Annotated in this window: 19 protein-coding genes and 1 tRNA gene; 18 read left to right on the top strand and 2 right to left on the bottom strand. The window is 38.2% G+C overall.

What is annotated here, in order from left to right; genetic code table 11:
- Positions 1-3 precede the first annotated feature (3 nt).
- Positions 4-3231, bottom strand: coding sequence for a DEAD/DEAH box helicase (locus BM121_RS16600; RefSeq protein ID WP_091484811.1), 3228 nt, complete (start codon positions 3229-3231; stop codon positions 4-6).
- Between the two features lie 154 nt (positions 3232-3385).
- Here BM121_RS16600 and BM121_RS16595 point away from each other — a divergent pair, with 154 nt between their 5' ends.
- The 18 genes from BM121_RS16595 (at position 3386) to BM121_RS16515 (ending at position 22270) form a co-directional block, all read left to right on the top strand.
- Positions 3386-4966: a peptide chain release factor 3 gene (locus tag BM121_RS16595; protein ID WP_091484809.1), complete on the top strand. Its 1581-nt coding sequence runs from the start codon at positions 3386-3388 to the stop codon at positions 4964-4966.
- A 246-nt stretch (positions 4967-5212) separates the two neighbouring features.
- Entirely contained in the window at positions 5213-7198 is a 1986-nt protein-coding gene (gene uvrB, locus BM121_RS16590) for an excinuclease ABC subunit UvrB (protein WP_091484808.1), read from the top strand.
- Between the two features lie 5 nt (positions 7199-7203).
- Positions 7204-10059 carry an excinuclease ABC subunit UvrA gene (uvrA, locus tag BM121_RS16585; protein ID WP_091484806.1) on the top strand — a complete coding sequence of 952 codons (2856 nt, stop codon included), beginning with the start codon at positions 7204-7206 and terminating at the stop codon, positions 10057-10059.
- Between the two features lie 256 nt (positions 10060-10315).
- Positions 10316-10669: a YojF family protein gene (locus BM121_RS16580; RefSeq protein ID WP_091484805.1), complete on the top strand. Its 354-nt coding sequence runs from the start codon at positions 10316-10318 to the stop codon at positions 10667-10669.
- Between the two features lie 18 nt (positions 10670-10687).
- On the top strand, positions 10688-11344 hold the full coding sequence (bshB2, locus tag BM121_RS16575; RefSeq protein ID WP_091484803.1) for a bacillithiol biosynthesis deacetylase BshB2: 657 nt from the start codon (positions 10688-10690) through the stop codon (positions 11342-11344).
- A gap of 100 nt (positions 11345-11444) precedes the next feature.
- Positions 11445-11642, top strand: a complete 198-nt coding sequence (locus BM121_RS16570) for a PspC domain-containing protein (protein WP_091484802.1) — start codon at positions 11445-11447, stop codon at positions 11640-11642.
- A gap of 2 nt (positions 11643-11644) precedes the next feature.
- Entirely contained in the window at positions 11645-11986 is a 342-nt protein-coding gene (locus BM121_RS16565; RefSeq protein ID WP_091484800.1) for a phage holin family protein, read from the top strand.
- A 694-nt stretch (positions 11987-12680) separates the two neighbouring features.
- Positions 12681-12953, top strand: a complete 273-nt coding sequence (locus BM121_RS22305) for a hypothetical protein (RefSeq protein ID WP_139220280.1) — start codon at positions 12681-12683, stop codon at positions 12951-12953.
- Positions 12954-13158: 205 nt separating this feature from the next.
- Positions 13159-14121 (top strand): HPr(Ser) kinase/phosphatase, encoded by a 963-nt coding sequence (gene hprK, locus BM121_RS16560; RefSeq protein WP_091484799.1) that lies wholly within the window; start codon positions 13159-13161, stop codon positions 14119-14121.
- Between the two features lie 23 nt (positions 14122-14144).
- On the top strand, positions 14145-14990 hold the full coding sequence (lgt, locus tag BM121_RS16555; protein ID WP_091484797.1) for a prolipoprotein diacylglyceryl transferase: 846 nt from the start codon (positions 14145-14147) through the stop codon (positions 14988-14990).
- A 67-nt stretch (positions 14991-15057) separates the two neighbouring features.
- On the top strand, positions 15058-15699 hold the full coding sequence (gene ppaX / locus BM121_RS16550) for a pyrophosphatase PpaX (protein ID WP_091484796.1): 642 nt from the start codon (positions 15058-15060) through the stop codon (positions 15697-15699).
- Between the two features lie 2 nt (positions 15700-15701).
- Positions 15702-16244, top strand: coding sequence for an acyltransferase (locus BM121_RS16545; protein ID WP_091484794.1), 543 nt, complete (start codon positions 15702-15704; stop codon positions 16242-16244).
- A 412-nt stretch (positions 16245-16656) separates the two neighbouring features.
- Positions 16657-17664: a tetratricopeptide repeat protein gene (locus BM121_RS16540; RefSeq protein ID WP_245780833.1), complete on the top strand. Its 1008-nt coding sequence runs from the start codon at positions 16657-16659 to the stop codon at positions 17662-17664.
- Positions 17665-17734: 70 nt separating this feature from the next.
- On the top strand, positions 17735-18685 hold the full coding sequence (gene trxB, locus BM121_RS16535) for a thioredoxin-disulfide reductase (protein ID WP_091484791.1): 951 nt from the start codon (positions 17735-17737) through the stop codon (positions 18683-18685).
- A 407-nt stretch (positions 18686-19092) separates the two neighbouring features.
- Entirely contained in the window at positions 19093-19974 is an 882-nt protein-coding gene (rapZ, locus tag BM121_RS16530; RefSeq protein ID WP_091484790.1) for an RNase adapter RapZ, read from the top strand.
- 2 nt (positions 19975-19976) lie between these two features.
- Complete coding sequence (locus BM121_RS16525; protein ID WP_091484788.1) at positions 19977-20930, top strand: gluconeogenesis factor YvcK family protein; 954 nt, start codon at positions 19977-19979, stop codon at positions 20928-20930.
- 33 nt (positions 20931-20963) lie between these two features.
- Positions 20964-21911, top strand: coding sequence for a DNA-binding protein WhiA (whiA, locus tag BM121_RS16520; RefSeq protein ID WP_091484787.1), 948 nt, complete (start codon positions 20964-20966; stop codon positions 21909-21911).
- A 101-nt stretch (positions 21912-22012) separates the two neighbouring features.
- The gene (locus tag BM121_RS16515; protein WP_091484785.1) at positions 22013-22270 is read left to right on the top strand and encodes an HPr family phosphocarrier protein; all 258 of its coding nucleotides are present in this window, start codon (positions 22013-22015) and stop codon (positions 22268-22270) included.
- Positions 22271-22667: 397 nt separating this feature from the next.
- Here BM121_RS16515 and BM121_RS16510 read toward each other — a convergent pair.
- Positions 22668-22740, bottom strand: a tRNA-Arg gene (locus BM121_RS16510).
- Between the last annotated feature and the right edge of the window lie 165 nt (positions 22741-22905).

The following is a 22905-nucleotide window of genomic DNA, read 5'->3' as shown; positions in this document are numbered from 1 at the left end:
TCATCAGCTCTCTTGTTTTTCATTAAATTGCAATAGTTCTCGAATTTCTTCTTCAGATAGTTTGGATAGTAAGGTCTCACCAGGCTGAATGATTTGATCGACTAATTCGCGTTTCTTTTGTTGCATCTGATAAATTTTTTCTTCAATTGTTCCTTCGGTAATAAAGCGAATCACTTGGACCACTTTTTTCTGACCGATTCGATGTGCTCTTCCAGCTGCCTGTTCCTCAACTGCCGGGTTCCACCATAGATCATATAAAATAACAGTGTCTGCTCCGGTTAAATTAAGTCCTGTTCCCCCAGCTTTCAGGGAAATTAAGAAAAATCCTTTTTCACCCTCGTTAAATGCTTCGACCATTTTCATTCGTTCTTCAGAAGGAGTCGAACCATCTAAATAAAACACTTCCTGACCATTTGCTTGTAACGTATCACGGATAATCTCGAGCATGCTAGAAAATTGGGAGAAAATTAGTGTTCGCTTGCCGTTCGCTTCTAATTCACCTGTTAACTCCATCAACTGTTCTAATTTTCCTGATTTCCCACTGTAATTTTCCAAAAATAAACTTGGATGGCAACAGATTTGCCGTAGTCGGGTGAGCCCGGCTAAAATTTGCAGTTTTCCACGGTTAAATCCTTTTTCTTCAATTGTCTCGTCTAATTCATTTTGGATTCGTTGTAGGTACCCAACATATACTTCTTTTTGGTCTTTTGTCAGCTCTGAATATTGAACTGATTCAATTTTGTCCGGTAGTTCATCCAGTACTTCTTTTTTTACACGTCGTAAAATAAATGGTCTGGTAATCCGGGAAATATAGTCTGTATCCAGATTGCTGAATGCCTTTTTACTGCCAAATAATCCAGGTGATATCGTATAAAAAATTGACCACAATTCATCCAAAGCGTTCTCGATTGGTGTTCCGCTCAGTGCAAAAAATTGCTTCGCTTGCAGGGAACGTACTGCTTTTGCTGTTAGGGTCAAATGATTTTTAATCACTTGCGCTTCATCAAGAATAATGCAATCAAACAAATGATCTTCGTACAGATCCTGGTCTTTTCGTAATGTTGGATAGGATGTAATCAAAATATTAGTATCTTGATGTTGCTCTAGCAATTTTCGCCGTTCATGCTTAGGTCCGATAATTACACCGGCACTCAATGTCGGTGAAAATTTTTCGATTTCCTTTTTCCAATTGTATAAAAGCGAAGCAGGCGCAATGACGAGCGCTTGATAACGATCAGTTTTTTCATTTGCTTCAGATAGAATGTAACTGATCGTCTGCAATGTTTTCCCTAACCCCATATCATCCGCTAAAATGCCGCCTAAATGGTAATGGGATAATGCCTTCATCCATTGAAATCCGGTTACTTGGTAGTCACGGACATCCGCTTCTAATTGATCTGGTAATTCAAATTGTAACTGTTCCGGATGTTTGAGTTGCTCCAGTATTTGTTGGAATGATTCACTATAGCGATGACTGGTCTTTTTCAATGCTTCTTCGACCTGGAAACTGCGAGCAGCCGGAATCGATATTTTGCCATCTTCCATCTGTTTTTTGGATAAATCTAATGACTTTTGCAACCTTTGAAAGGAAGAAAAATCATCCGATTGTAAATGGATAAGTGCTCCGTTTGGTATACGATAGTATCGCTTTTTCTCGACTAAAGCTTGCAAGATATTTGTTACATTTTCTTCCGAAATACCCTCCATGTCAAATTCAATATCTAACATACCTTCAGATGGGCGATAATCCACATTAGATTGTAATGTCATCTGATCGATACCTTCCAGCATTTGTTTGACACTTCTGGATAAGTAGACAGACGCAATTTCTTCCAATTGGTAGACGCCTTCATGGATGAACGAATAAATTGCATCATCATTAAATAAATAAAATGTTTGATTCATTTCGATAAAAGCTTCATCACGAAGCAACTGCAACATTTCTTGTTCCCTGTGGGTTTCGCGTTTGACAATGGTTTCTCCTGCCCCATGTTCAGAGAAAGGGGTGAATACTGACTCCCCATATTGATATTCCACTTCAGCTTTTAATGCCCCATCTATTTCGTCAACATAAATTTTCGTTTGTAATGGTGCTGTGTTAATCTGTTTCTCCATTCGATCTGTCATATTTAAATTTCCTACTTGCTCAAATTGCGGCATGACATTTTTGACAAAGACATCCATTTCATTTGGCGAGATCAACTGTTTTTTCTTATTTTGAAAAGGGACAACCCGAAACAATTTGTCTAAAATTACTTTTTGTTGATAGGTGATTTTGTAGAAATGATGTTCATGTACCACATAACGATAACTATCTAAAAAGTAATATTCAGATAGATCTGTCATCTCCAATGTATAATTATTTGGTTGTTGGTAATCGAGATGAAACTGTAGCTGATCATCCATTTCGCTCACTTCAATTACTTGATATTCTTTACTGTTACCGAGTCGGAATACATAGTCCATATCAACTAGTTGGTCTAACAATTGGTCCACTAAACTTGGAGGAACATAAATACTTCTAGGTTGTTCCAGCTTCAAAACATAGCTATTTCCGAATAGACGCTCCTGCTCATAACAGGTCAATAGCATTTCGATCATTTTTTGGTCTTTTGATGTAAAGTAGTGAATAGCTGGATTAAAAGTAAAGCTTTGATTTACTTTATGGGATTCACCGCTACTTAATGCTTTTAAGAACGTGCGAATATCCCGAATTACATAGGGTCTTTTATCCCCGATTTTCACTTCAATACTAAGGGCGTACTGGGAGTTTTTATTTGCCTTAGTTAAGGACAAAAGATACTCCGTCTCAACTACTAGCGGTGTTTCGGTCTGTTCTTTTTTATTACGAAATGTATGTAATAATTGTTTAGCGAACAGATCTGTATCTTGTGCAGGTGCTTGGTGGGCACTCCGGTCAACTGCAAATTTTCTGCGATTGGATTGAGCACCCTGAGTGATGGCTAATAGCACGGCAGCTATGTGCTTACAGGAACCATGTGTTTCACAAGCAGGGCAGTTGCATGTCGTATCCACCTTCATGTCATCTGTAAAATAAATACGAACGGTATAAATTTTAGTGCCCTTTACAAGTCCGCGCCAGGAATTAGATTCCGGATTATAGGAAAGTCCGTAAACTTTTCCAGCTTGATAATATTGATAACCTCTATTAAAGAAACGTTCACCGGTTAACTGGCGAATCGATTGTTCTGTCATTTGAATTTGTTGCAAATTGATCCCATCCTTATTTAAAGAATCCATCATTATATTATATCAGATTCTGTTTTTGATGCCATCTTATTGATGTTTTTTATTTTCACTCTGTTTGATAAGTGTTAAAATAGGAGAGATTAATAGGTACGTCAAGCAGAAAGTAGGTAACAATATGGGATTACAAGAAGAAGTGAAAAAAAGAAAAACATTTGCGATTATTTCACACCCTGATGCAGGGAAAACAACGATGACAGAAAAGCTATTGTTGTTTGGAAAACTAATTCGCTCAGCAGGTACAGTAAAAGGGAAGAAGTCAGGAAAATTCGCGACATCGGACTGGATGGAGATCGAAAAACAACGTGGAATCTCAGTGACTTCCAGTGTGATGAATTTTGATTATAAAGGGCATAAAGTCAATATTCTCGACACACCTGGTCACGAAGATTTTAGTGAAGATACCTATCGGACGCTGACAGCTGTCGATAGTGTAGTTATGATTATTGATGCAACAAAAGGGATTGAAGCCCAAACGATTAAGCTATTTAAAGTATGTAAAATGCGAGGGATTCCGATCTTTACGTTTATCAATAAATTAGATCGTGAAGCACGCGAACCTTTAGAGTTATTAGACCAGATTGAAGATGTGCTGAATATCGAAACTTATCCAATGAACTGGCCGGTTGGTATGGGAAAACGTTTCTTGGGTACTTTAGATCGTTACCATGATCAATTTATCCGCTATAATGGTAATGAAGAAGAAACATATATTCCAATGGCTGACATGGAAAAAGAAGAAGATATTTATAACCATCCAACATATCAGGAAACAGTAGAAGAATTAGAATTGCTCGATGAAGCGGGAGATCAATTTTCGATAGACCGTGTATGGGATGGTGAACAGACCCCGGTATTTTTCGGAAGTGCGCTTGCACCATTTGGTGTACAGACTTTCTTTGATACATTCATAGACATGGCGCCTGCACCAAGACCACGTCGAACGGAAGAAGAAGTGATCAGTCCTGATTATCCGGATTTTTCTGGATTCATTTTCAAAATTCAAGCAAATATGAACCCACAGCACCGTGATCGTATTGCTTTTTTACGTGTTTGCTCTGGCCGGTTTGAACGCGGTATGAATGTAACACTCGCTCGTACTGGTAAAAACATACGCTTGGGACAGACACAGCAATTTGTCGCTTCCTCTCGAGATACGGTACAAGAAGCTTTTGCCGGAGATATCATCGGTGTCTATGATCCCGGTTCTTATCGAATTGGCGATACATTGATCGAAGGAAAGAAGCCGTTTGAATATGATGAATTACCACAATTCCCGCCAGAAATGTTCCAGCGTGTAACGGCAAAGAACGTTATGAAGGCAAAGCAGTTTAGAAAAGGAATCGAGCAACTTGTACAGGAAGGCGCCATTCAATTGTTTCGCGGTTATCCAACCGATTCGATGATCATCGGTGCTGTTGGCCAACTGCAATATGAAGTGTTCCAGTATCGTATGCAAAATGAGTATAACGTAGAAGTAATGCTTGAATCGATTGGAGATCGCATTCCGCGTTGGCTTAATAAAGAACAAGTCGATCCTAAATTATTTGATGAACGTAATCTGCTAGTCAAAGACCGTGAAGGCGAGTTTCTTGTTTTGTTTAAAAATGATTTCGCTTTGAGATGGTTCACCGATAAACACCCAGAAATTGACCTGATCGATTTATATGAAGTAAATCAATACGATCAAAAGACATAAATAGTAAAACCACAGCTAGGAATAGCTGTGGTTTTTGTTTTAATCAGGTTAAAAAATAGAGCATCCACATATATTTCTGTTGTTTCACATGCCATAATTCCACAAAAAACATCATATCTTTTTATCATCCCGGTACCTTTGGTTATAATGAAGAAAGAGAATCAAAAAACGAAACGAATATTTGTTCGCTTTTTATTGGGATATAGTGTATAATATTATAAGAAGTATGAGAACGGAGGTATCAGAGTGGAAGAGCAAACTTTTTCATTACAAGCACCTTATCAGCCACGAGGGGATCAGCCTCGCGCGATTAAGGAGCTGGTAACAGGTATAGAGAAAGAGAAGCGTCATCAGACCTTGCTCGGTGCCACAGGGACTGGGAAGACGTTCACCATCAGTAATGTCGTCACAGAGATCAATAAACCAACATTGGTGATTGCACATAATAAGACGTTAGCGGGACAGCTCTACAGTGAGTTTAAAGAATTTTTCCCGAACAATGCTGTCGAATATTTTGTCAGTTACTATGATTATTATCAACCAGAAGCATATGTGCCGTCGACAGATACATTTATTGAGAAAGATGCGAGCGTCAATGACGAAATTGATAAATTGCGACACTCGGCAACTTCTTCATTATTTGAACGTAGTGATGTCTTAATTGTTGCCAGTGTGTCCTGTATTTACGGTTTAGGGTCACCGGAAGAATATCGAAGCCAAGTGTTATCCTTACGAGTAGGAATGGAAAAAGACCGTGATGAACTTTTAAGAGGTCTTGTCGATATTCAGTATGCTCGTAATGATATTGACTTTCAACGTGGTACATTCCGTGTTCGTGGTGATTCAGTTGAAATTATTCCAGCTTCACGGGAAGAGCACTGTATTCGCATTGAATTTTTTGGTGATGAAATAGACCGGATTCGCGAAGTAGATGCGTTAACAGGTGAAATTATCGGTGATCGTGAACATATTGCGATTTTCCCGGCATCACACTTCGTTACCCGTGAAGAAAAATTAAAAGTAGCTATGGAAAATATCAAAAAAGAATTAAATGAACAACTGGAAACGTTCCGTGAAGAAGATAAATTGTTAGAAGCACAAAGATTGGAACAGAGGACCAATTATGACCTAGAAATGATGGAGGAAATGGGTTTTTGCTCCGGAATCGAGAACTATTCCCGTCATCTTACATTAAGAGAAGCAGGTTCGACCCCATATACATTAATTGATTATTTTCCGGAAGATTCTTTAATCGTCATTGATGAATCTCATGTTACCTTACCACAAATTCGTGGTATGTATAATGGAGACCAGGCACGGAAAAAGGTGTTAGTCGATCATGGTTTTCGTTTGCCGTCTGCATTAGATAACCGTCCGTTAACATTTTCAGAATTTGAGAAAAAGGTGAATCAACTGATTTATGTATCTGCCACACCGGGTCCATATGAGTTAGAACATACACCGAAAATGACCGAGCAGATTATCCGACCGACAGGTTTATTAGACCCAGAAGTTGAAGTTCGACCAATTGATGGTCAAGTAGATGATTTAATCGGCGAAATTAACAAAAAAGTGGACCGAAATGAGCGTGTGTTAGTAACGACACTCACGAAAAAAATGTCAGAAGATTTAACGGATTATTTAAAAGAAGTCGGTTTAAAAGTTGCCTACTTACACTCTGAAATAAAAACACTAGAGAGAATTGAGGTCATACGTGACTTAAGGGTAGGAAAATATGATGTATTAATCGGTATTAACCTTTTGCGTGAAGGGTTGGATATTCCCGAAGTATCGCTCGTTACGATCTTAGATGCTGATAAAGAAGGCTTCTTACGTTCACAACGCGCCCTAATCCAAACGACGGGACGTGCAGCACGTAATGAAAATGGTAAGGTTATTATGTATGCCGACAAAATGACAGACTCGATGAAAACCGCCATTGATGAAACGTATCGTCGTCGTGAAAAACAACAGGCTCATAATGAAAAACATGGTATTGTACCAACGACGATCAAAAAGGAAGTGCGCGATGTGATTCGTGCTACGATGGCCGCAGAAGATGAAGAATCATATGAAAGTAACGCAAAACAAGTGAGTGAAATGACGAAGAAAGAAAAGCAGGAACTAATTGAAAAAATGGAAAATGAAATGAAACAAGCAGCTCGCGAACTCGATTTCGAACGAGCAGCGGAACTTCGTGATCTTGTTTTAGAATTGAAAGCAGAAGGGTGAAATGAATGGCTAAAAAATCCATTTCCATAAAAGGAGCACGTGCACATAACTTAAAAAACATATCCATCGAGATTCCAAAGGATAAGATAGTTGTTTTAACAGGATTGTCTGGTTCAGGTAAATCATCATTAGCTTTTGATACCATTTATGCTGAGGGACAACGTCGGTACGTAGAATCACTCTCGGCATATGCTCGTCAATTTTTAGGGCAAATGGACAAACCGGACGTTGATTCTATTGAAGGCTTGTCGCCTGCCATTTCTATCGATCAGAAAACGACAAGTCGTAACCCACGATCTACAGTTGGTACCGTAACAGAAATTTATGACTATATGCGTTTACTTTTTGCAAGAATTGGACATCCGATTTGTCCGATTCACGGCGAAGAAATCACTTCACAAACCGTTGAGCAAATGGTTGATAGAATTATGGATTATCCGGAACGTACAAAATTGCAAATACTTGCACCAGTTGTCTCTGGTCGTAAAGGAACACAGGTAAAAGTGTTGGAAGATCTACAAAAAGAAGGATATATCCGTTTACGCATCAATGGAGAAATGCGAGAAATCAGCGATGATATCCAATTAGACAAAAACAAAAAACATTCGATTGAAGTTGTGGTCGACCGGATTGTTGTAAAAGACAGTATCACAGGTCGTTTGTCTGATTCCTTGGAAACAGCATTAAAATTAGGTGATGGCAAAGTCATTGTCGATGTTATCGGAGATGAAGAACTGTTATTTAGCGAAAATCATGCCTGTCCGATTTGCGGATTTTCGATCGACGAATTGGAACCGCGACTATTTTCTTTTAATAGCCCATGGGGAGCATGTAAAACTTGTGATGGCCTCGGTTCACAATTGGAAGTAGACATTGAACTGGTAATCCCGAATAAAGACTTAACCCTCAACCAGGGGGCGATTGCTGCATGGGAACCGACAAGTTCACAATACTATCCGGAATTACTGAAAAGTGTTTGTAAGCACTACAAAATAAACATGGATGTACCAGTGAACAAACTGCCTAAAAAACAACTAGAGAAGATTTTATATGGTAGTGGTAAAGAAAAAATCCATTTCCGTTATGAAAATGATTATGGTATGCTTCGCGAAAATGATATTTATTTTGAAGGTGTATTAAACAATATAGCTCGTCGTTATCGCGAAACATCATCAGATTTCATCCGTGAGCAAATGGAAAAATATATGGCAACTAATGATTGTCCAACGTGTGAAGCTTACCGTTTAAATGATGAAGCACTCGCAGTTAAGGTAAATGACTTGCACATTGGTCAAGTAACAGCATTGTCAGTGACAGAAGCACATCAATTTTTCACCACACTTCAACTATCAGAAAAAGAAGAACAGATAGCAAATATGATCATTAATGAATTAGATGATCGCTTATCATTTTTGAAAAATGTCGGATTGGAATATCTTACTTTATCCCGTTCTGCTGGTTCATTATCAGGCGGGGAAGCACAGCGTATTCGCTTAGCAACACAGATTGGTTCTGCATTAACAGGGGTGCTTTATGTGCTGGATGAACCATCAATCGGTTTACATCAAAGAGATAATGATCGATTGCTTCAGACATTGGAACGCATGCGCGACCTCGGTAATACACTGATTGTCGTTGAACATGATGAAGATACGATGTTAGCAGCAGATTATTTAATTGATATCGGGCCAGGTGCCGGTGAACATGGTGGAGAGATTGTAGCACAAGGGACACCAAAGCAAGTAATGAAAAAGAAAAAATCTTTAACTGGTCAATATTTATCAGGAGACCAGTTCATACCAATTCCTGCTAAACGTTCTGGATCTGACGGACGTTTTATCGAAATCGTTGGTGCCGAAGAAAATAACTTAAAGAATGTCGATGTAAAGATTCCGATCGGCATTTATACAGCAGTTACCGGTGTTTCTGGATCGGGAAAAAGCTCCTTAATCAATGAAATATTACACAAAAGTCTTTCCGTTCAATTACACCGTGCCAAACAAAAACCGGGTAAGCATAAAGAAATTAGGGGTATCGAGGATTTAGAGAAAGTTATCGATATCAATCAATCTCCAATCGGTAGAACTCCTCGGTCGAATCCGGCAACATATACTGGTGCTTTTGATAATATTCGTGATGTTTTTGCTCAAACCAATGAGGCTAAAATTCGTGGTTATAAAAAAGGACGCTTCAGTTTTAATGTTAAAGGTGGCCGTTGTGAAGCATGTCGTGGCGATGGGATTATAAAAATCGAGATGCACTTTTTACCAGATGTCTATGTTCCTTGTGAAATCTGTGAAGGTAAACGATATAACCGCGAAACATTGGAAGTGAAATATAAAGGGAAAAATATTGCCGATGTTCTTGATATGACTATCGAAGAAGCATTAAAATTCTTTGAAAACATTCCGAAGATCAGACGAAAATTAGAAACGATTTATGATGTTGGTTTAGGTTATGTTCGACTTGGACAATCAGCAACAACGTTATCTGGTGGGGAAGCACAACGTGTGAAATTGGCAAGTGAATTACATCGTCGCTCCAATGGAAAATCATTGTACATTTTAGATGAACCGACAACAGGTTTGCATATCGATGACATCTCCCGTTTGTTAGCCGTGATCCAACGTCTTGTAGACAATGGAGATACCGTCATTATTATCGAGCATAATTTGGATGTAATCAAAGCAGCAGATCACATCATTGACCTTGGTCCAGAAGGAGGAGACGGTGGTGGATCAATTGTTGCAACCGGGACACCAGAAGAAATAGTAGAAGTCGAGGAATCCCATACAGGCAGATATTTGAAACCAATTTTAGAACGTGACAAAGCAAGAATGGAAGCGAAGATAGGAAGTTAATGAAAAGATGGCTGTCCAGTAGTTGGTCAGTCATCTTTTGGTATGTATATCATGGTGCTAATCGTCCGTGAAAACCGATATCAAGGTGAGTAAATCAAAGAAGTTAAGTGAGGGATAACGGATACTAACAACCTGATGGAACTCTCGCTTTATATAATATATTAGTGAATAGATCACTATAATTCTAAGACGAGAACTTCAGCTCATACTATGCTAGAATAGAACAAGAATCAGGAAGAGGAGGAGTCCATTTTCTATGGAACCAATTGAAATTAATCAACTACAAAACCATATTGATAAACTTGCAAATAAAGAAGTATATGTTCACTTGGAAACAACCAATGGAGCATATGCAAGCCATTTTAACCAAGATGCCTACAATGTAGGTGCATTTATTCGTAACGCCCAAGTGACCTATCAGCGAGGAAAAGTAGTTGGAACAGGAACTACGTATCGTGTAGGATTAAAGCTTGATATTGGCTGGATTTATGCAGAAGGCGTCAACCAGTATGAAGTAGAAGATCAAAATAAACTTTTAATGGCAGGACATGATCGTGAAGGAAGATTAATGGTAGCCTTACAAATAAGTGAAACACCATTTCAGTATTAATCTATAGGGGGAATTATTGTGACAGAGCACGTGGTCGTTATTTATCCACATCCAGATGATGAAGCGTTTGGTGCATCAGGAACCATCACTACGTTTCGGGAAAAAGGAATTCCGGTAACTTATTTATGTGGTACGTTAGGTGAGATGGGTCGAAATATGGGGAACCCTACTTTTGCAACAAGGGAAACTCTACCAGAGATAAGAAAAAAAGAACTCATCAAAGCATGTGAAGTACTTGATATCAACTTGGAGATGCTGGGGTATCGTGATAAAACACTAGAATTTGAATCAACTGAGGAAGTTGCAGCACATCTTTTTTCTTACTTAGAGAAAATTAAGCCATCATTGGTGATTACACATTACCCTGGACATGCAGTACACCCTGATCATGATGCATTTGGGGCAGCAGCAATTAAAGCGGTAGAAAAACTTCCTGAAAATGAACGTCCAACAGTATGGGCACAAGCAATTAGTCGTAACCACCTGGAAGATGTAGGTGAACCGGATATCCAAAACGATGTAAGTGAAGTGTTCACCAAAAAATTCGAGACGATACAAGCGCATAAATCACAGGCTGATGGAATGCTCTCAAAGGTAAGAAATGAAGCAGATGATATCGTAGAAGCAACTAAGCAATGGCTAGGTGTAGAATCTTTTTACACTTGGAAATTTTAAGCATCAACTTTAATCATCAACATAGCATAATAACATAGGTTTATTCTCGCTGTTTTGTGGAAATGTAATAACACAACACAGTCATAGGAGGAGCAACAGGGTGGATAATAAATTATATCGGTCCGAAACAAATCAAATGGTTGCTGGAGTAATAGGTGGGATCGCAGAAATGACCAACTTAGATGCTACGATCTTACGATTAATTTACATCATCTTGCTTATTTTTACAGCAGGAATACCATTATTTATTCTATATATAGCAGCTTCTATCATCATACCAAAAAGAGGTGTTCATTAAGCATGCGCTGGATTCTATCGCTCGTATTTAATGCATTAGCGTTAATGTTAATTGACTATCTGTTTGATGGCTTTATCATTGACAGCTTTGTCGTCGCTTTGATTGCTAGTGTTATTCTTGCAGTATTAAACGCTATTGTGAAACCAATTTTAGTTGTACTAACGTTACCAATCACGATAATAACATTAGGGTTATTTTTATTAGTGATCAATGCCGTTACTTTATGGCTTACACAAGCGTTATTAGGTGACAATTTCATCATCGAAGGATTTGGCACTGCATTTATCGCAGCCATACTATTCTCGATTATGAACTTAGTCATAAATAAGATTGTAAAAGACTAAACCGTTATGTACCCACATAACGGTTTTTTATAAGGAAAGAAAGTATAAAATGTGCGGTATCATAGGATTTCTGGCAATCATAAATGGATTACTTTGAAAAGCACAGCTTGCTCTTGAATCGCTACGGCTGGCTACTTCCCTTTCCGTGGCGTATTACCTTCAGCTAACTTTTTTAAGCAAAAATCGCTTTAAAAAGTGGATCTTCAGGTAAAACTATTGCCACAGGAGTGGAAGCAGCCGGCCTTCGCTAAAAATGATGCTACAACGTTTGAGACACGGAACATATCGAGTTTTTAAAGCGAGGAATGCACAGTTATTCTATCACTACCCACAGCAAATGTAGAGCTGACGAGCATGCCGAAGTGAGTGTTACCTCTACGATAACTTTCAACATAATCGTTATTGCTTTTTTTACGCTTTAAGATAGGTTCTACACTTATGGTGATAGCTAATATGTTGGCTTTTTATAGCGATAGAAAATAGGGTTCTACATGATGCAGTAAACGTAAAAATGATGCTATATAATAAGTTGTAGAACATAACCATAGCGCAGGCCGACCGTTTCGACTCCTGGGGAATGAGCATGATCTGAAGATCCACTTTGAAAAGCGTTTTTCTTTTCAAAGTTAGCTGAAGAGCAGGCCCCCGGAAAGCGAAACGGTCAGCCGAAGCGGTTGCCGTAGTAGATGAAAACATGGCATCATTTCTAACTTGGTTAGCGAACATTATCCAGGTTTTTCTTACTATATCGGCACAGCTCCGGAAAAATGCGACACTGAAGATCCCGCAAGAAGCGTTCCACACGGAAAGGGAGCGTTTTTCCGCAGCGATGGTTTACCACTCATTCACAAAAGAATGGATACAAGCCTCATTAAATAGAGAATTTTCATTACTTCGCACCATCTATTTTGGGCTAATAAGTATCGATCCGTCTTTGTTTTTCTTATTCAAGCACAGACATGCATAAGTATTTAATATGGAAATATATCAGTTACTCTGCTCATATACTTTGGTAACAGTGAGGCTATCAAATAGACTCGAATTTTTTCGACCAAATCTGTACTATATCTTTCAAAAAGTGCTACAATAGTTACATCATGAAATAAAAAAGATGAGAAAGAATGGGACAAGGACACACTGTCCCTCTGTCCCAAAATAAGGGGGCTTTTTGTATGGCGAAGGTGCGTACACAGGATTTGTTGGATCGTTTTCAGATTGAGCTGATTGCTGGTGCGGAGGGAGTTCATCGTGAGATTTTCATGAGTGAAGTTTCTCGACCGGGCATTGAGTTGACAGGTTATTTTAAATATTATCCGAAAGATCGGTTGCAATTATTAGGGAAAACGGAATTATCTTTTTTCTCCGAATTAACACAAGAGGAAAAAAAGGACCGTTCTTATCGTTTATGTACAGATATCACGCCGGGCATTGTCGTAACAAGAGATATGGCTGTCCCAGATGAATTAGTGGAAGCTTGTGAAGCTTCAGGTGTGCCATTAATGCGTTCACCATATAAAACAACACGCGTCATCAGTCGTATTACGAACTTTTTAGAGGCGAAATTTGCTCCTTTTACAGCAGTGCATGGAGTCTTAGTCGATATCTACGGGATAGGTGTTCTGATTACAGGGCAAAGTGGAGTTGGTAAAAGTGAAACAGCACTGGAATTAGTGAAAAGAGGACATCGCCTTGTTGCAGATGATAGTGTTGAAATTCGCCAAGAGGACTATGACCGTTTGATTGGATCATCTCCTCCTCTAATTGAGCACTTACTGGAAATAAGAGGGCTGGGCATTATTAATGTCATGACATTATTTGGTGCCGGATCAGTACGTTCACATAAACGAATTTCATTAGTTATTAATCTTGAAACATGGGATCAAAAGAAACAGTATGATCGATTAGGGTTAGAAGAGGAAACCATGCAAATTATTGATGTGAAAATTCCAAAAGCAACACTTCCTGTTCGACCTGGTCGTAACTTAGCTGTTATTATAGAAGTGGCTGCGATGAACTTCCGTCTGAAACGAATGGGTGTCAATGCAGCAGAAGAGTTCTCACAACGATTATCGAGAATGATTCAAAATGGGGAACAAGAAATATCAGAATTTGAAACAGATCTTGATATGGATTAATAAATGAACGGAGGAGATCGACTTTGGCATGTGAAGCTCCTGCACTTAATCCCGTTTTCCTGCAACTAGGTCCATTACCAATCTATTGGTATGGCTTAATTATCGCAACAGGTGCTTTTTTAGGATTATGGATTGCGACGATGGAAGCAGACAGATTAGGTGTAAAAAAGGATTATATTGTCGATTTAGTAGTGTTTGCTATTCCAATTGCTATTTTATCTGCAAGAGTATACTATGTAATTTTTGAATGGGATCGTTATGTCGGAGAACCTTGGTGGAAAATGTTTGCCGTTTGGGAAGGTGGTATTGCCATACATGGTGCTTTGATTGGTTCTGTGTTAACGGCTATCATCTATACTCGTATTAAAAAATTATCCTTTTGGCAAATTGCTGATATTGCAGCTCCTAGTATTATTTTAGGGCAAGCGATTGGGCGTTGGGGTAACTTTATGAATCAGGAAGCACATGGTGGACCTATTTCAGAAGCTACATATCAAAATTTCCATCAATACTTACCAGATTTCATTATGAATCAAATGTGTATTGAAGGTACGATGTATCACCCAACCTTTCTATATGAATCAGTTTGGAATATCATGGGATTTATTTTATTATTAATATTGCGCAAATACTCGTTGCGTCGTGGTGAAATGTTCTTAACTTATGTAATTTGGTATTCATTCGGCCGATATTTTATTGAGGGTATGAGAACTGATAGTTTATATATTGTTGGAGACCTGAGAACGGCACAGTTTATTTCGATTCTGTTAATCGTTGGTGCAGTACTTACTATGATCTACCGTCGTAAAAAAGGCTTAGCAGATCGTACGTATCAAGGTAAAAAAATAACACAAGATAAGAAAAAATAATGGAACTATGAGCTTTTGCTATGTTCAGGCAAAAGCTCGTTTCACGTCATTTGGAGGTAAAAAAAACATGAAAACAAAAACGATATTATTTGATTTAGATGGAACGTTAATCAACACAAATGAATTGATTATTGCTTCCTTTAGCCATACGCTGGAAAAATACGGTGACCGTACTTATACGAGGGAAGAAATTCTTGATTTTATCGGCCCACCTTTAGTAGATAGTCTGAAAAAAGTAAACCCAGACAAAGTGGAAGAAATGATTACTGCCTATCGTGAGCATAACTATGCTAATCACGAAAAATATGTGGAAGCATATCCAACAGTAGTCGATACTATGAAAAAATTGAAGGAATCAGGATTTCAGATGGGAATTGTCACTACAAAACTGAGCGATACCGCTAAACTAGGTTTAAAGATAACAGGTATGGATCAACTGTTTGATATTTTAATCGGTCTTGATGATGTTGATAATGCCAAACCGCATCCGGAGCCAATTTTAAAAGCTATTGATGAATTAAAAGCAAATCCGATGACAACGATGATGGTTGGGGATAACTATCATGACATTGAAGCAGGTCATAATGCTGGCGTTCAAACAGCTGGTGTTGCCTGGACGATAAAAGGAAGAAAGATTTTAGAAGACCATGATCCGAATTATATGTTAGAAGAAATGAGTGATCTATTACAAATCGTTGGAGTGGAATAAACATGCGAAAAACAGATCGATATCGTGTCCATGGTGCCAATAGCTTATGGCATGTCTATAAAACTGTTCCTTTCTGGAAAGTTATCAAAAACTTTATTATCATCCAACTTGCTAGATACACCCCTTTTCTAAAACTGAAAAATGCAATGTATCGCACTTTTTTGAGGATGGATGTCGGGAACGAAACCGCATTTGGACTAATGGTCATGTTAGATATCATGTTCCCAGAAAAAATTCATATCGCGGAAAATACGGTAATCGGTTATAACACCACGATTTTAGCTCACGAATATTTAATTGAAGAATACCGATTAGGGGAGGTCTATATTGGTGAGGAAGTAATGATTGGGGCCAACAGTACCGTTTTACCTGGAGTGACGATTGGTGATAGAGCAGTTGTTGCAGCAGGTACGGTTGTACATAAGGATGTCGAAGCTGGAACTTTTGTTGCAGGTAACCCGATGCGTATGATCTTTACGAAAGAAGAAATGCAGGAACGCAAACAAAATGATACTTTCTTCCAAAAAGCTGATGATCAAACATGAGATCATCAGCTTTTTATCAGGTTTTCTCTGCGCTGGCAGTGATTTTTTGACGTTTCCTAGCTAACTATTGACAGTGGTTATTCCCGAATTTGCAGTAATAAACATATACTTATATCAGCCATAACTTGCGATTTCTGCTGATTGTTCGCCAATTGCTATCTATCCTTTTGTTTAAGGAATCAAGTCGGATTTAATCAATTTTACTTCTTAGCTCTTTTTTTCCAAAAGATATATTGCATATTTGGCACCTGGTTTGGACCAACGGGTGTCAAAATAACCTTCTAAAGCGCCTCCGCCTTATAAAAAGCTATTTCATTGTAGTGAAAATGTGTTATAATGCTAAAGTCATTGTATTTAAATGAAGGAACGACCATATAGAAGTTATAGTAAGAATGGGAGGGGAATACGAAGCGTGTCTAATCCATATCAAATAGAAGGAAACATCATACCTTTCATACCTGAAGGGGATTTTTATTTTTCAAAGGGAGTAGAAGCCTTTCAAAAACGAAAATTTGACCTCTCCTTAAAATGGTTTAAAAAAGCGATTGCTGAAAAGCCCGATAACCCACTATATAAATGTCAGACATCGATTGTCTATACGGAAATAGGTTCGTATCATTTAGCTAATCAATTGTTGACGAAAGTACTGTCAACACATGGTGAAGATTATGTCGATTGTTATTACTTACTAGCTAATAACTATGCACATTTAGGCCTGCTACAGGAAGCGATGAAATATGCCGAATTGTATGTAGAAAGAGCGCCAGATGGTGAGTTTACAGAAGAAGCGCAATCCTTATTAGAAATATTAGACTTTGATGAAGAGGAAGAAGACGATGACGATGAGTGGGCGTTAGAGGAAGAAGACGACGTTTTAATTTATCAGGAAACAGCTTTTTATCACTTAGAGCGTGAAGAATGGGAAGAAGCGATTGCCGTGTTAGAAGATATGATCGCCTTGTTTCCAGAGTTTTCACAAGCAAGACATGAGTATCATTATGCGTTATTTTTCGTAGGAGAACGAGAAGAAGCCATTGAAAAGGAAGAAAAATATTTAAAAGATCATCCTGATGCATTGTTCAGCTGTATGAATTTAGCGATTTTTTATGCACACGAAACAGATAAGGAAAAGTTAAAGTATTATACCGAGATGCTTGATAATATTTATCCGATACATGAGCAACAAAAACTAAGAATTGCGGTGACGTTAACTCAAATCGGCCTTTACGAAAAAGCATTGCTCCGATTCAAAATGTTGCATAAATCAAAACTAAAAGGCCATCCTTCCTATTATAGATGGTATAGTACTTGTCAGTATTTTTTAGGAATGGAAGAAACAGCGCAGCGTTTATGGGATGAAGGCTGTAGGCAACATAATATCTTAGCCATACAGACACCTCCATGGAAATGGCAAAAGTGAGCAAAATAGTAGACCTTTTATTGGGACCATAGGATAATGGTTTTAAGATAAAGAAGAAAGGATGACGATAATGACTGGAGAAAGAATATACGATGTTATTATTGCAGGTGCTGGACCAGCTGGTATGACAGCAGCGGTTTATACATCTCGTGCAAATTTAGATACATTAATGCTTGAAAGAGGAATTCCTGGTGGACAAATGGCAAATACGGAGGATGTCGAAAATTACCCTGGTTATGATCACATCTTAGGGCCGGATTTGTCGAATAAAATGTTCGACCATTCTAAAAAATTTGGTGCGGAATATGCTTATGGTGACATTAAAGAAGTAATTGATCACGGTGATTACAAAACAGTTGTCGCCGGAGCAAAAGAATATAAAACAAAAGCGATCATCATTACAACAGGTGCACACTTTAAAAAGTTAGGTATCCCGGGTGAAGATGAACTCGGTGGCCGTGGTGTATCTTATTGCGCAGTTTGTGATGGGGCTTTCTTTAAAGAGAAAGAGCTTATCGTCGTTGGTGGCGGTGACTCTGCTGTTCAAGAAGGTGTATATTTGACAAGATTCGCTAGTAAAGTGACAATTGTGCACCGTCGCGATGATTTACGTGCACAGAAAATCTTGCAAGATCGTGCCTATAGAAATGACAAAGTTGATTTTATTTGGGATACGATTGTGAAATCCGTTAATGAGAAAGACGGAAAAGTCGGTAGTGTTACATTGTTCAATAAAAAGACTGGTGAAGAATATGAGCATAAGACAGATGGTGCTTTTATCTATATTGGAATGGTGCCATTAAGTAAACCATTTAAATCATTGGGTATTACTAATGAAGAAGGTTATATCCCAACAAATGAGAATATGGAATCAAGTGTACCAGGTGTATTTGCTGCTGGAGATATTCGTGAAAAAGAGTTACGTCAAATTGTGACAGCAACAGGTGATGGCAGTATTGCGGCACAAGCAGCACAAGAATATATTGAAAACTTAGAAGAAGCGGTCAATACACCAAGTTAGTTTCTGTAATCTTTTGACATAAATACGTAATTAGAAATTAACGTGGCTGTAACACGGACGAAATATAAATTAGATATAATGTAGTTAACTAATTGACCCCCTTTTAATAAATATAAAACTTGACGGCATAGGTTTTTCATACCTATGCCAATTTTTTTTGAGTTTAGAAACTAAAGCTGAGAGCAACATACTATAATATCATGTTACGTCAGATCGATAAGTGAGAGCTAATGGACACAATAATGGAAATTAAAGAAAATTCTGCAATAACGGCTACTATTAGACATATTACTTAGTAAGTATTATCAGCTTTTTTGGTGGTAGAGGTTCTTCACTCTGTGTATAATAGAGATATAAACAAATGTAGTATTCTTACATCAATTTGTGAAAGAGAGGAGTGTTTGAACTTGGGGAGACAATCTGAGGAAATAAAGTTAGTGATTATCACTGGGATGTCAGGGGCCGGTAAAACAGTTGCCGTTCAAAGTTTTGAGGATCTCGGTTATTACTGTGTCGATAACCTTCCACCAGCACTCCTGCCGAAATTCCTTGAACTCATGAAAGACGCCACTAATAATATCCAAAAAGTAGCACTGGTAATGGACCTACGAGGCCGAGAATTTTTTGATACATTATTTGAAGCACTAGACACACTCGGACAAGTGGAATGGTTAGAAGAACACATATTATTTTTAGATGCAAATGACCAGGTTCTTGTATCCCGTTATAAAGAAACACGACGATCTCATCCATTGGCACAGGACGGACTACCATTAGAGGGAATTCATGCTGAAAGGAAAATATTAGATGAACTCCGCGGGCGGGCACAACATTTCGTTGACACGTCTAAATTAAAACCAAAGGAATTGCGCGAAGAAATTGTGCAACGCTATAGTAAAAAGGACCAAGAAATATTTTCTGTCCATACTGTTTCTTTTGGATTTAAATATGGTTTACCGATAGATGCAGATCTCGTATTTGATGTCCGATTCTTACCGAATCCACACTATGTGGAGCAAATGCGTCCGCTGACTGGTTTAAATACGGAAGTATCGTCTTATGTATTTAAATGGTCTGACACTCAGAAATTTTTAGAGAAAACGATCGACTTATTGCAATTTATGCTTCCACAATATAAGCGTGAGGGGAAAAGCCAGCTCGTAATTGCGATTGGATGTACAGGTGGGCAACACCGGTCTGTTGCAATAGCCGAGCAACTCGCAAAGCATTTCCAAAAAAATTATGTCACACATGTCAGTCATCGTGATATAGAGAAACGAAAGGGATAAAAATGTCACAATCCGACTTAAAAAAAGTAGTAGTTATCGGTGGTGGAACGGGTATGCCAGTTCTTCTCCGAGGACTAAAAAAACAACCCATTGACTTATCCGCGATTGTAACTGTTGCTGATGACGGTGGCAGTTCTGGGCGCTTACGGACGGAAATGGAGATGCCGGCACCAGGAGATATCCGTAATGTAATTGTAGCACTTTCAAATGTCGAACCAATGTTGATGGATTTATTTCAACATCGTTTTACAAAAGGAAATGGACTTTCAGGACACTCCATGGGTAATCTCTTACTAGCAGCAATGACATCTGTTACCGGCGACTTTTACAACGGCATTAAAGAAATTTCACGCGTATTAAATGTAAAAGGGAACATTTACCCGATTGCCAATCAAAGTATGTTTCTTCATGCGGAATATGAAGATGGGGAAGTAGTAGTAGGAGAATCCAATATACCAAAAGCTAATAAACGTATTAAACGCGTTTTTCTACAGCCAAACCCAGTACTTCCTTTACCAGAAGCAATGTCAGCTATTCATGAAGCAGATCTAGTCGTGATTGCACCAGGCAGTTTATATACCAGTACATTACCAAACCTGATTGTTCCGCAAATTGGTGAGGCATTGCGCAAGACGAAGGCAAAAGTTGTCTATGTGTGTAATGTTATGACCCAAGCTGGTGAAACTAATCATTATACTGCATCAGACCATGTACAGGCAATTATGGATCATATTGGTACTGGATGTCTTCAATCCGTTATTGTTCACAATAAAACAATCGCCCGTAACGTGCAGATGGTATATGCCGAGGAAAATGCAGAACCGGTAAAATATGATCTTGACAGGTTACGTCAAATGGGCTTGGAAATTATTGAAGAGGATATTGTGAAAGAACGTAATCACTCACTACGTCATGATACGGATAAAGTAGCAAACGTGTTGTATTCGTTAATGTAGTTGGAAGTGGTTGGAAAGAGGGGAGGGAGAAAGTTGTCGTTCGCAGCAGAAATAAAAAAAGAGTTAACGAAAATCGAAAGTGATGATTGTTGTCAGCAAGCAGAGTTAGCGGCATTGATTCGCATGAATGGCGCCATCTCGTTTTCAAAAAATCATTATTCCTTAGATGTACAAACAGAGAATGCAGCAATCGCACGTCGTATTTATACGTTAATTAAATCAATATACCAAATACCGGTAGAATTATTAGTTCGAAAAAAAATGAAACTGAAAAAGAATAACGTCTATATCGTTCGAATGAATGAGGGCGTAAAAGAAATGCTTCAAGACATGGAGATATTAGAGGAACCACTACGGTTTATCCCTACAATATCTAAAAAATATACTAAAAAACAATGTTGTCGTAGAGCTTATTTGCGAGGAGCTTTTTTAGCCGGTGGGTCGGTTAATAATCCAGAAACTTCTTCCTATCATTTAGAGATATATAATTTTCATGAAGAACACAATCAATCGTTGTGTGATTTATTAAATGAATATGAGCTTCATGCTCGCGTTTTGGAACGCAAAAAAGGGTTTATTGCATACATTAAAGAAGCTGAGAAAATTACCGAGTTCTTAAATTATATTGGGGCACACCAAGCATTATTTAAATTCGAAGATGTAAGAATCGTTCGAGATATGAGAAATTCTGTTAATCGATTGGTGAATTGTGAAACAGCTAATTTAAATAAAACGATTGGTGCAGCATTCAGACAAGTTGAAAATATCCGTTTTATTGACAGAACGGTGGGATTGGATGCATTACCAGGTAAGTTGAACGAAATCGCAAAGCTGAGAATGGAGCATCAAGATATTTCTTTGAAAGAATTAGGTGAAATGGTATCCGGAGGTAAGATTAGTAAATCTGGCATCAATCACCGGCTGAAAAAAATCGATCAATTTGCTGATCAACTACGAAAAGAAGAAATAACAATGAAATAAACAAGAGGAGGATTTTTCCTCCTCTACTATATTATAAGAATAAGATAAGCTGTTCTATAGTAGAATGAAATGATAGCGCTTACTAAACAGGAGGGGTTAGCATGTTAGAGAAAGAAGTTGTTATTGCAGTAGATCCAGGGTTACAAGCAAGACCAGCGGCTCAATTTGTCCAAAAGGCAAATAGTTTTACTTCGGAAATCTTTATTGAGAAAGAAAATAAACGCATTAACGCTAAAAGCATTATGGGGCTAATGAGTCTGGCTTTGTCAAAAGGAAATACCATTAAAATTATTACAGATGGCAGTGATGATCAAGAAGCATTAGACGAACTTGTGGATTTTGTCGAAGGAAAAAAATAAAAGTAGTACCTATCTGTTGAAAAAATGAATCGTGTTACTGATGATTAACACTGCTCTTGCAGTGTTTTTTATTGAAAAATTGTTAATATCGCAATATTATAGGGAAAGTAGGAGATAAACGTTAGGGGTAACGACATGAGTCTTAAATCGAAAATAAACCATCTGTAAGATCCCCACTTCAAGCTTCAAGACAGCAGGTAAAGCTGTTAGAAAATTGTTTGAATAGCAGGATAAGGACAGCTCGGCCTGAAGATCCCGGAGTGAATAGTCTTTGCTCGTGGCAGTCTATCTTTTTCTTGGTATGATTTTAAAGCTTTTTAATCATATAAAAATGCACTTCTCAATCTGCTTCAGAGCGTGAGAAATGCATTAGTTAGGGATTACCTGTTATTATTAGTGCGCCCGGAGGGATTCGAACCCCCGACACATGGTACCGGAAACCATTGCTCTATCCCCTGAGCTACGGGCGCATAAAATGCGACAAGAATAATTATAGCGAAGTGTACGTATAATTTCAACACATTTATCAAACTTTGAATATTTGATCTTACATGTTTAATTCGCTAAAGTTAAGGGTAGGATGAAGTTAGAAAATCAAATCGTTTGACCTTTTTTGACCATTCAGTTAAGATAAA

The organism is Gracilibacillus orientalis, assembly GCF_900114645.1.
In the GTDB taxonomy this organism is placed as follows: domain Bacteria; phylum Bacillota; class Bacilli; order Bacillales; family Amphibacillaceae; genus Gracilibacillus; species Gracilibacillus orientalis.
The sequence above is the reverse complement of the archived record's forward strand: the minus strand, read 5'-3'. Positions and strand labels throughout refer to the sequence as shown.

Bases quoted from the DNA above. Each gene is read 5' to 3' on its own strand.
- BM121_RS16580 (WP_091484805.1), top strand. From the start codon at position 10,316: ATGGAACCAATTGAAATTAATCAACTACAAAACCATATTGATAAACTT.
- BM121_RS16525 (WP_091484788.1), top strand. From the start codon at position 19,977: ATGTCACAATCCGACTTAAAAAAAGTAGTAGTTATCGGTGGTGGAACG.
- BM121_RS16545 (WP_091484794.1), top strand. From the start codon at position 15,702: ATGCGAAAAACAGATCGATATCGTGTCCATGGTGCCAATAGCTTATGG.
- BM121_RS16515 (WP_091484785.1), top strand. From the start codon at position 22,013: ATGTTAGAGAAAGAAGTTGTTATTGCAGTAGATCCAGGGTTACAAGCA.
- BM121_RS16595 (WP_091484809.1), top strand. From the start codon at position 3,386: ATGGGATTACAAGAAGAAGTGAAAAAAAGAAAAACATTTGCGATTATT.
- uvrA (WP_091484806.1), top strand. From the start codon at position 7,204: ATGGCTAAAAAATCCATTTCCATAAAAGGAGCACGTGCACATAACTTA.
- hprK (WP_091484799.1), top strand. From the start codon at position 13,159: ATGGCGAAGGTGCGTACACAGGATTTGTTGGATCGTTTTCAGATTGAG.
- BM121_RS16565 (WP_091484800.1), top strand. From the start codon at position 11,645: ATGCGCTGGATTCTATCGCTCGTATTTAATGCATTAGCGTTAATGTTA.
- ppaX (WP_091484796.1), top strand. From the start codon at position 15,058: ATGAAAACAAAAACGATATTATTTGATTTAGATGGAACGTTAATCAAC.
- BM121_RS22305 (WP_139220280.1), top strand. From the start codon at position 12,681: ATGGCATCATTTCTAACTTGGTTAGCGAACATTATCCAGGTTTTTCTT.
- trxB (WP_091484791.1), top strand. From the start codon at position 17,735: ATGACTGGAGAAAGAATATACGATGTTATTATTGCAGGTGCTGGACCA.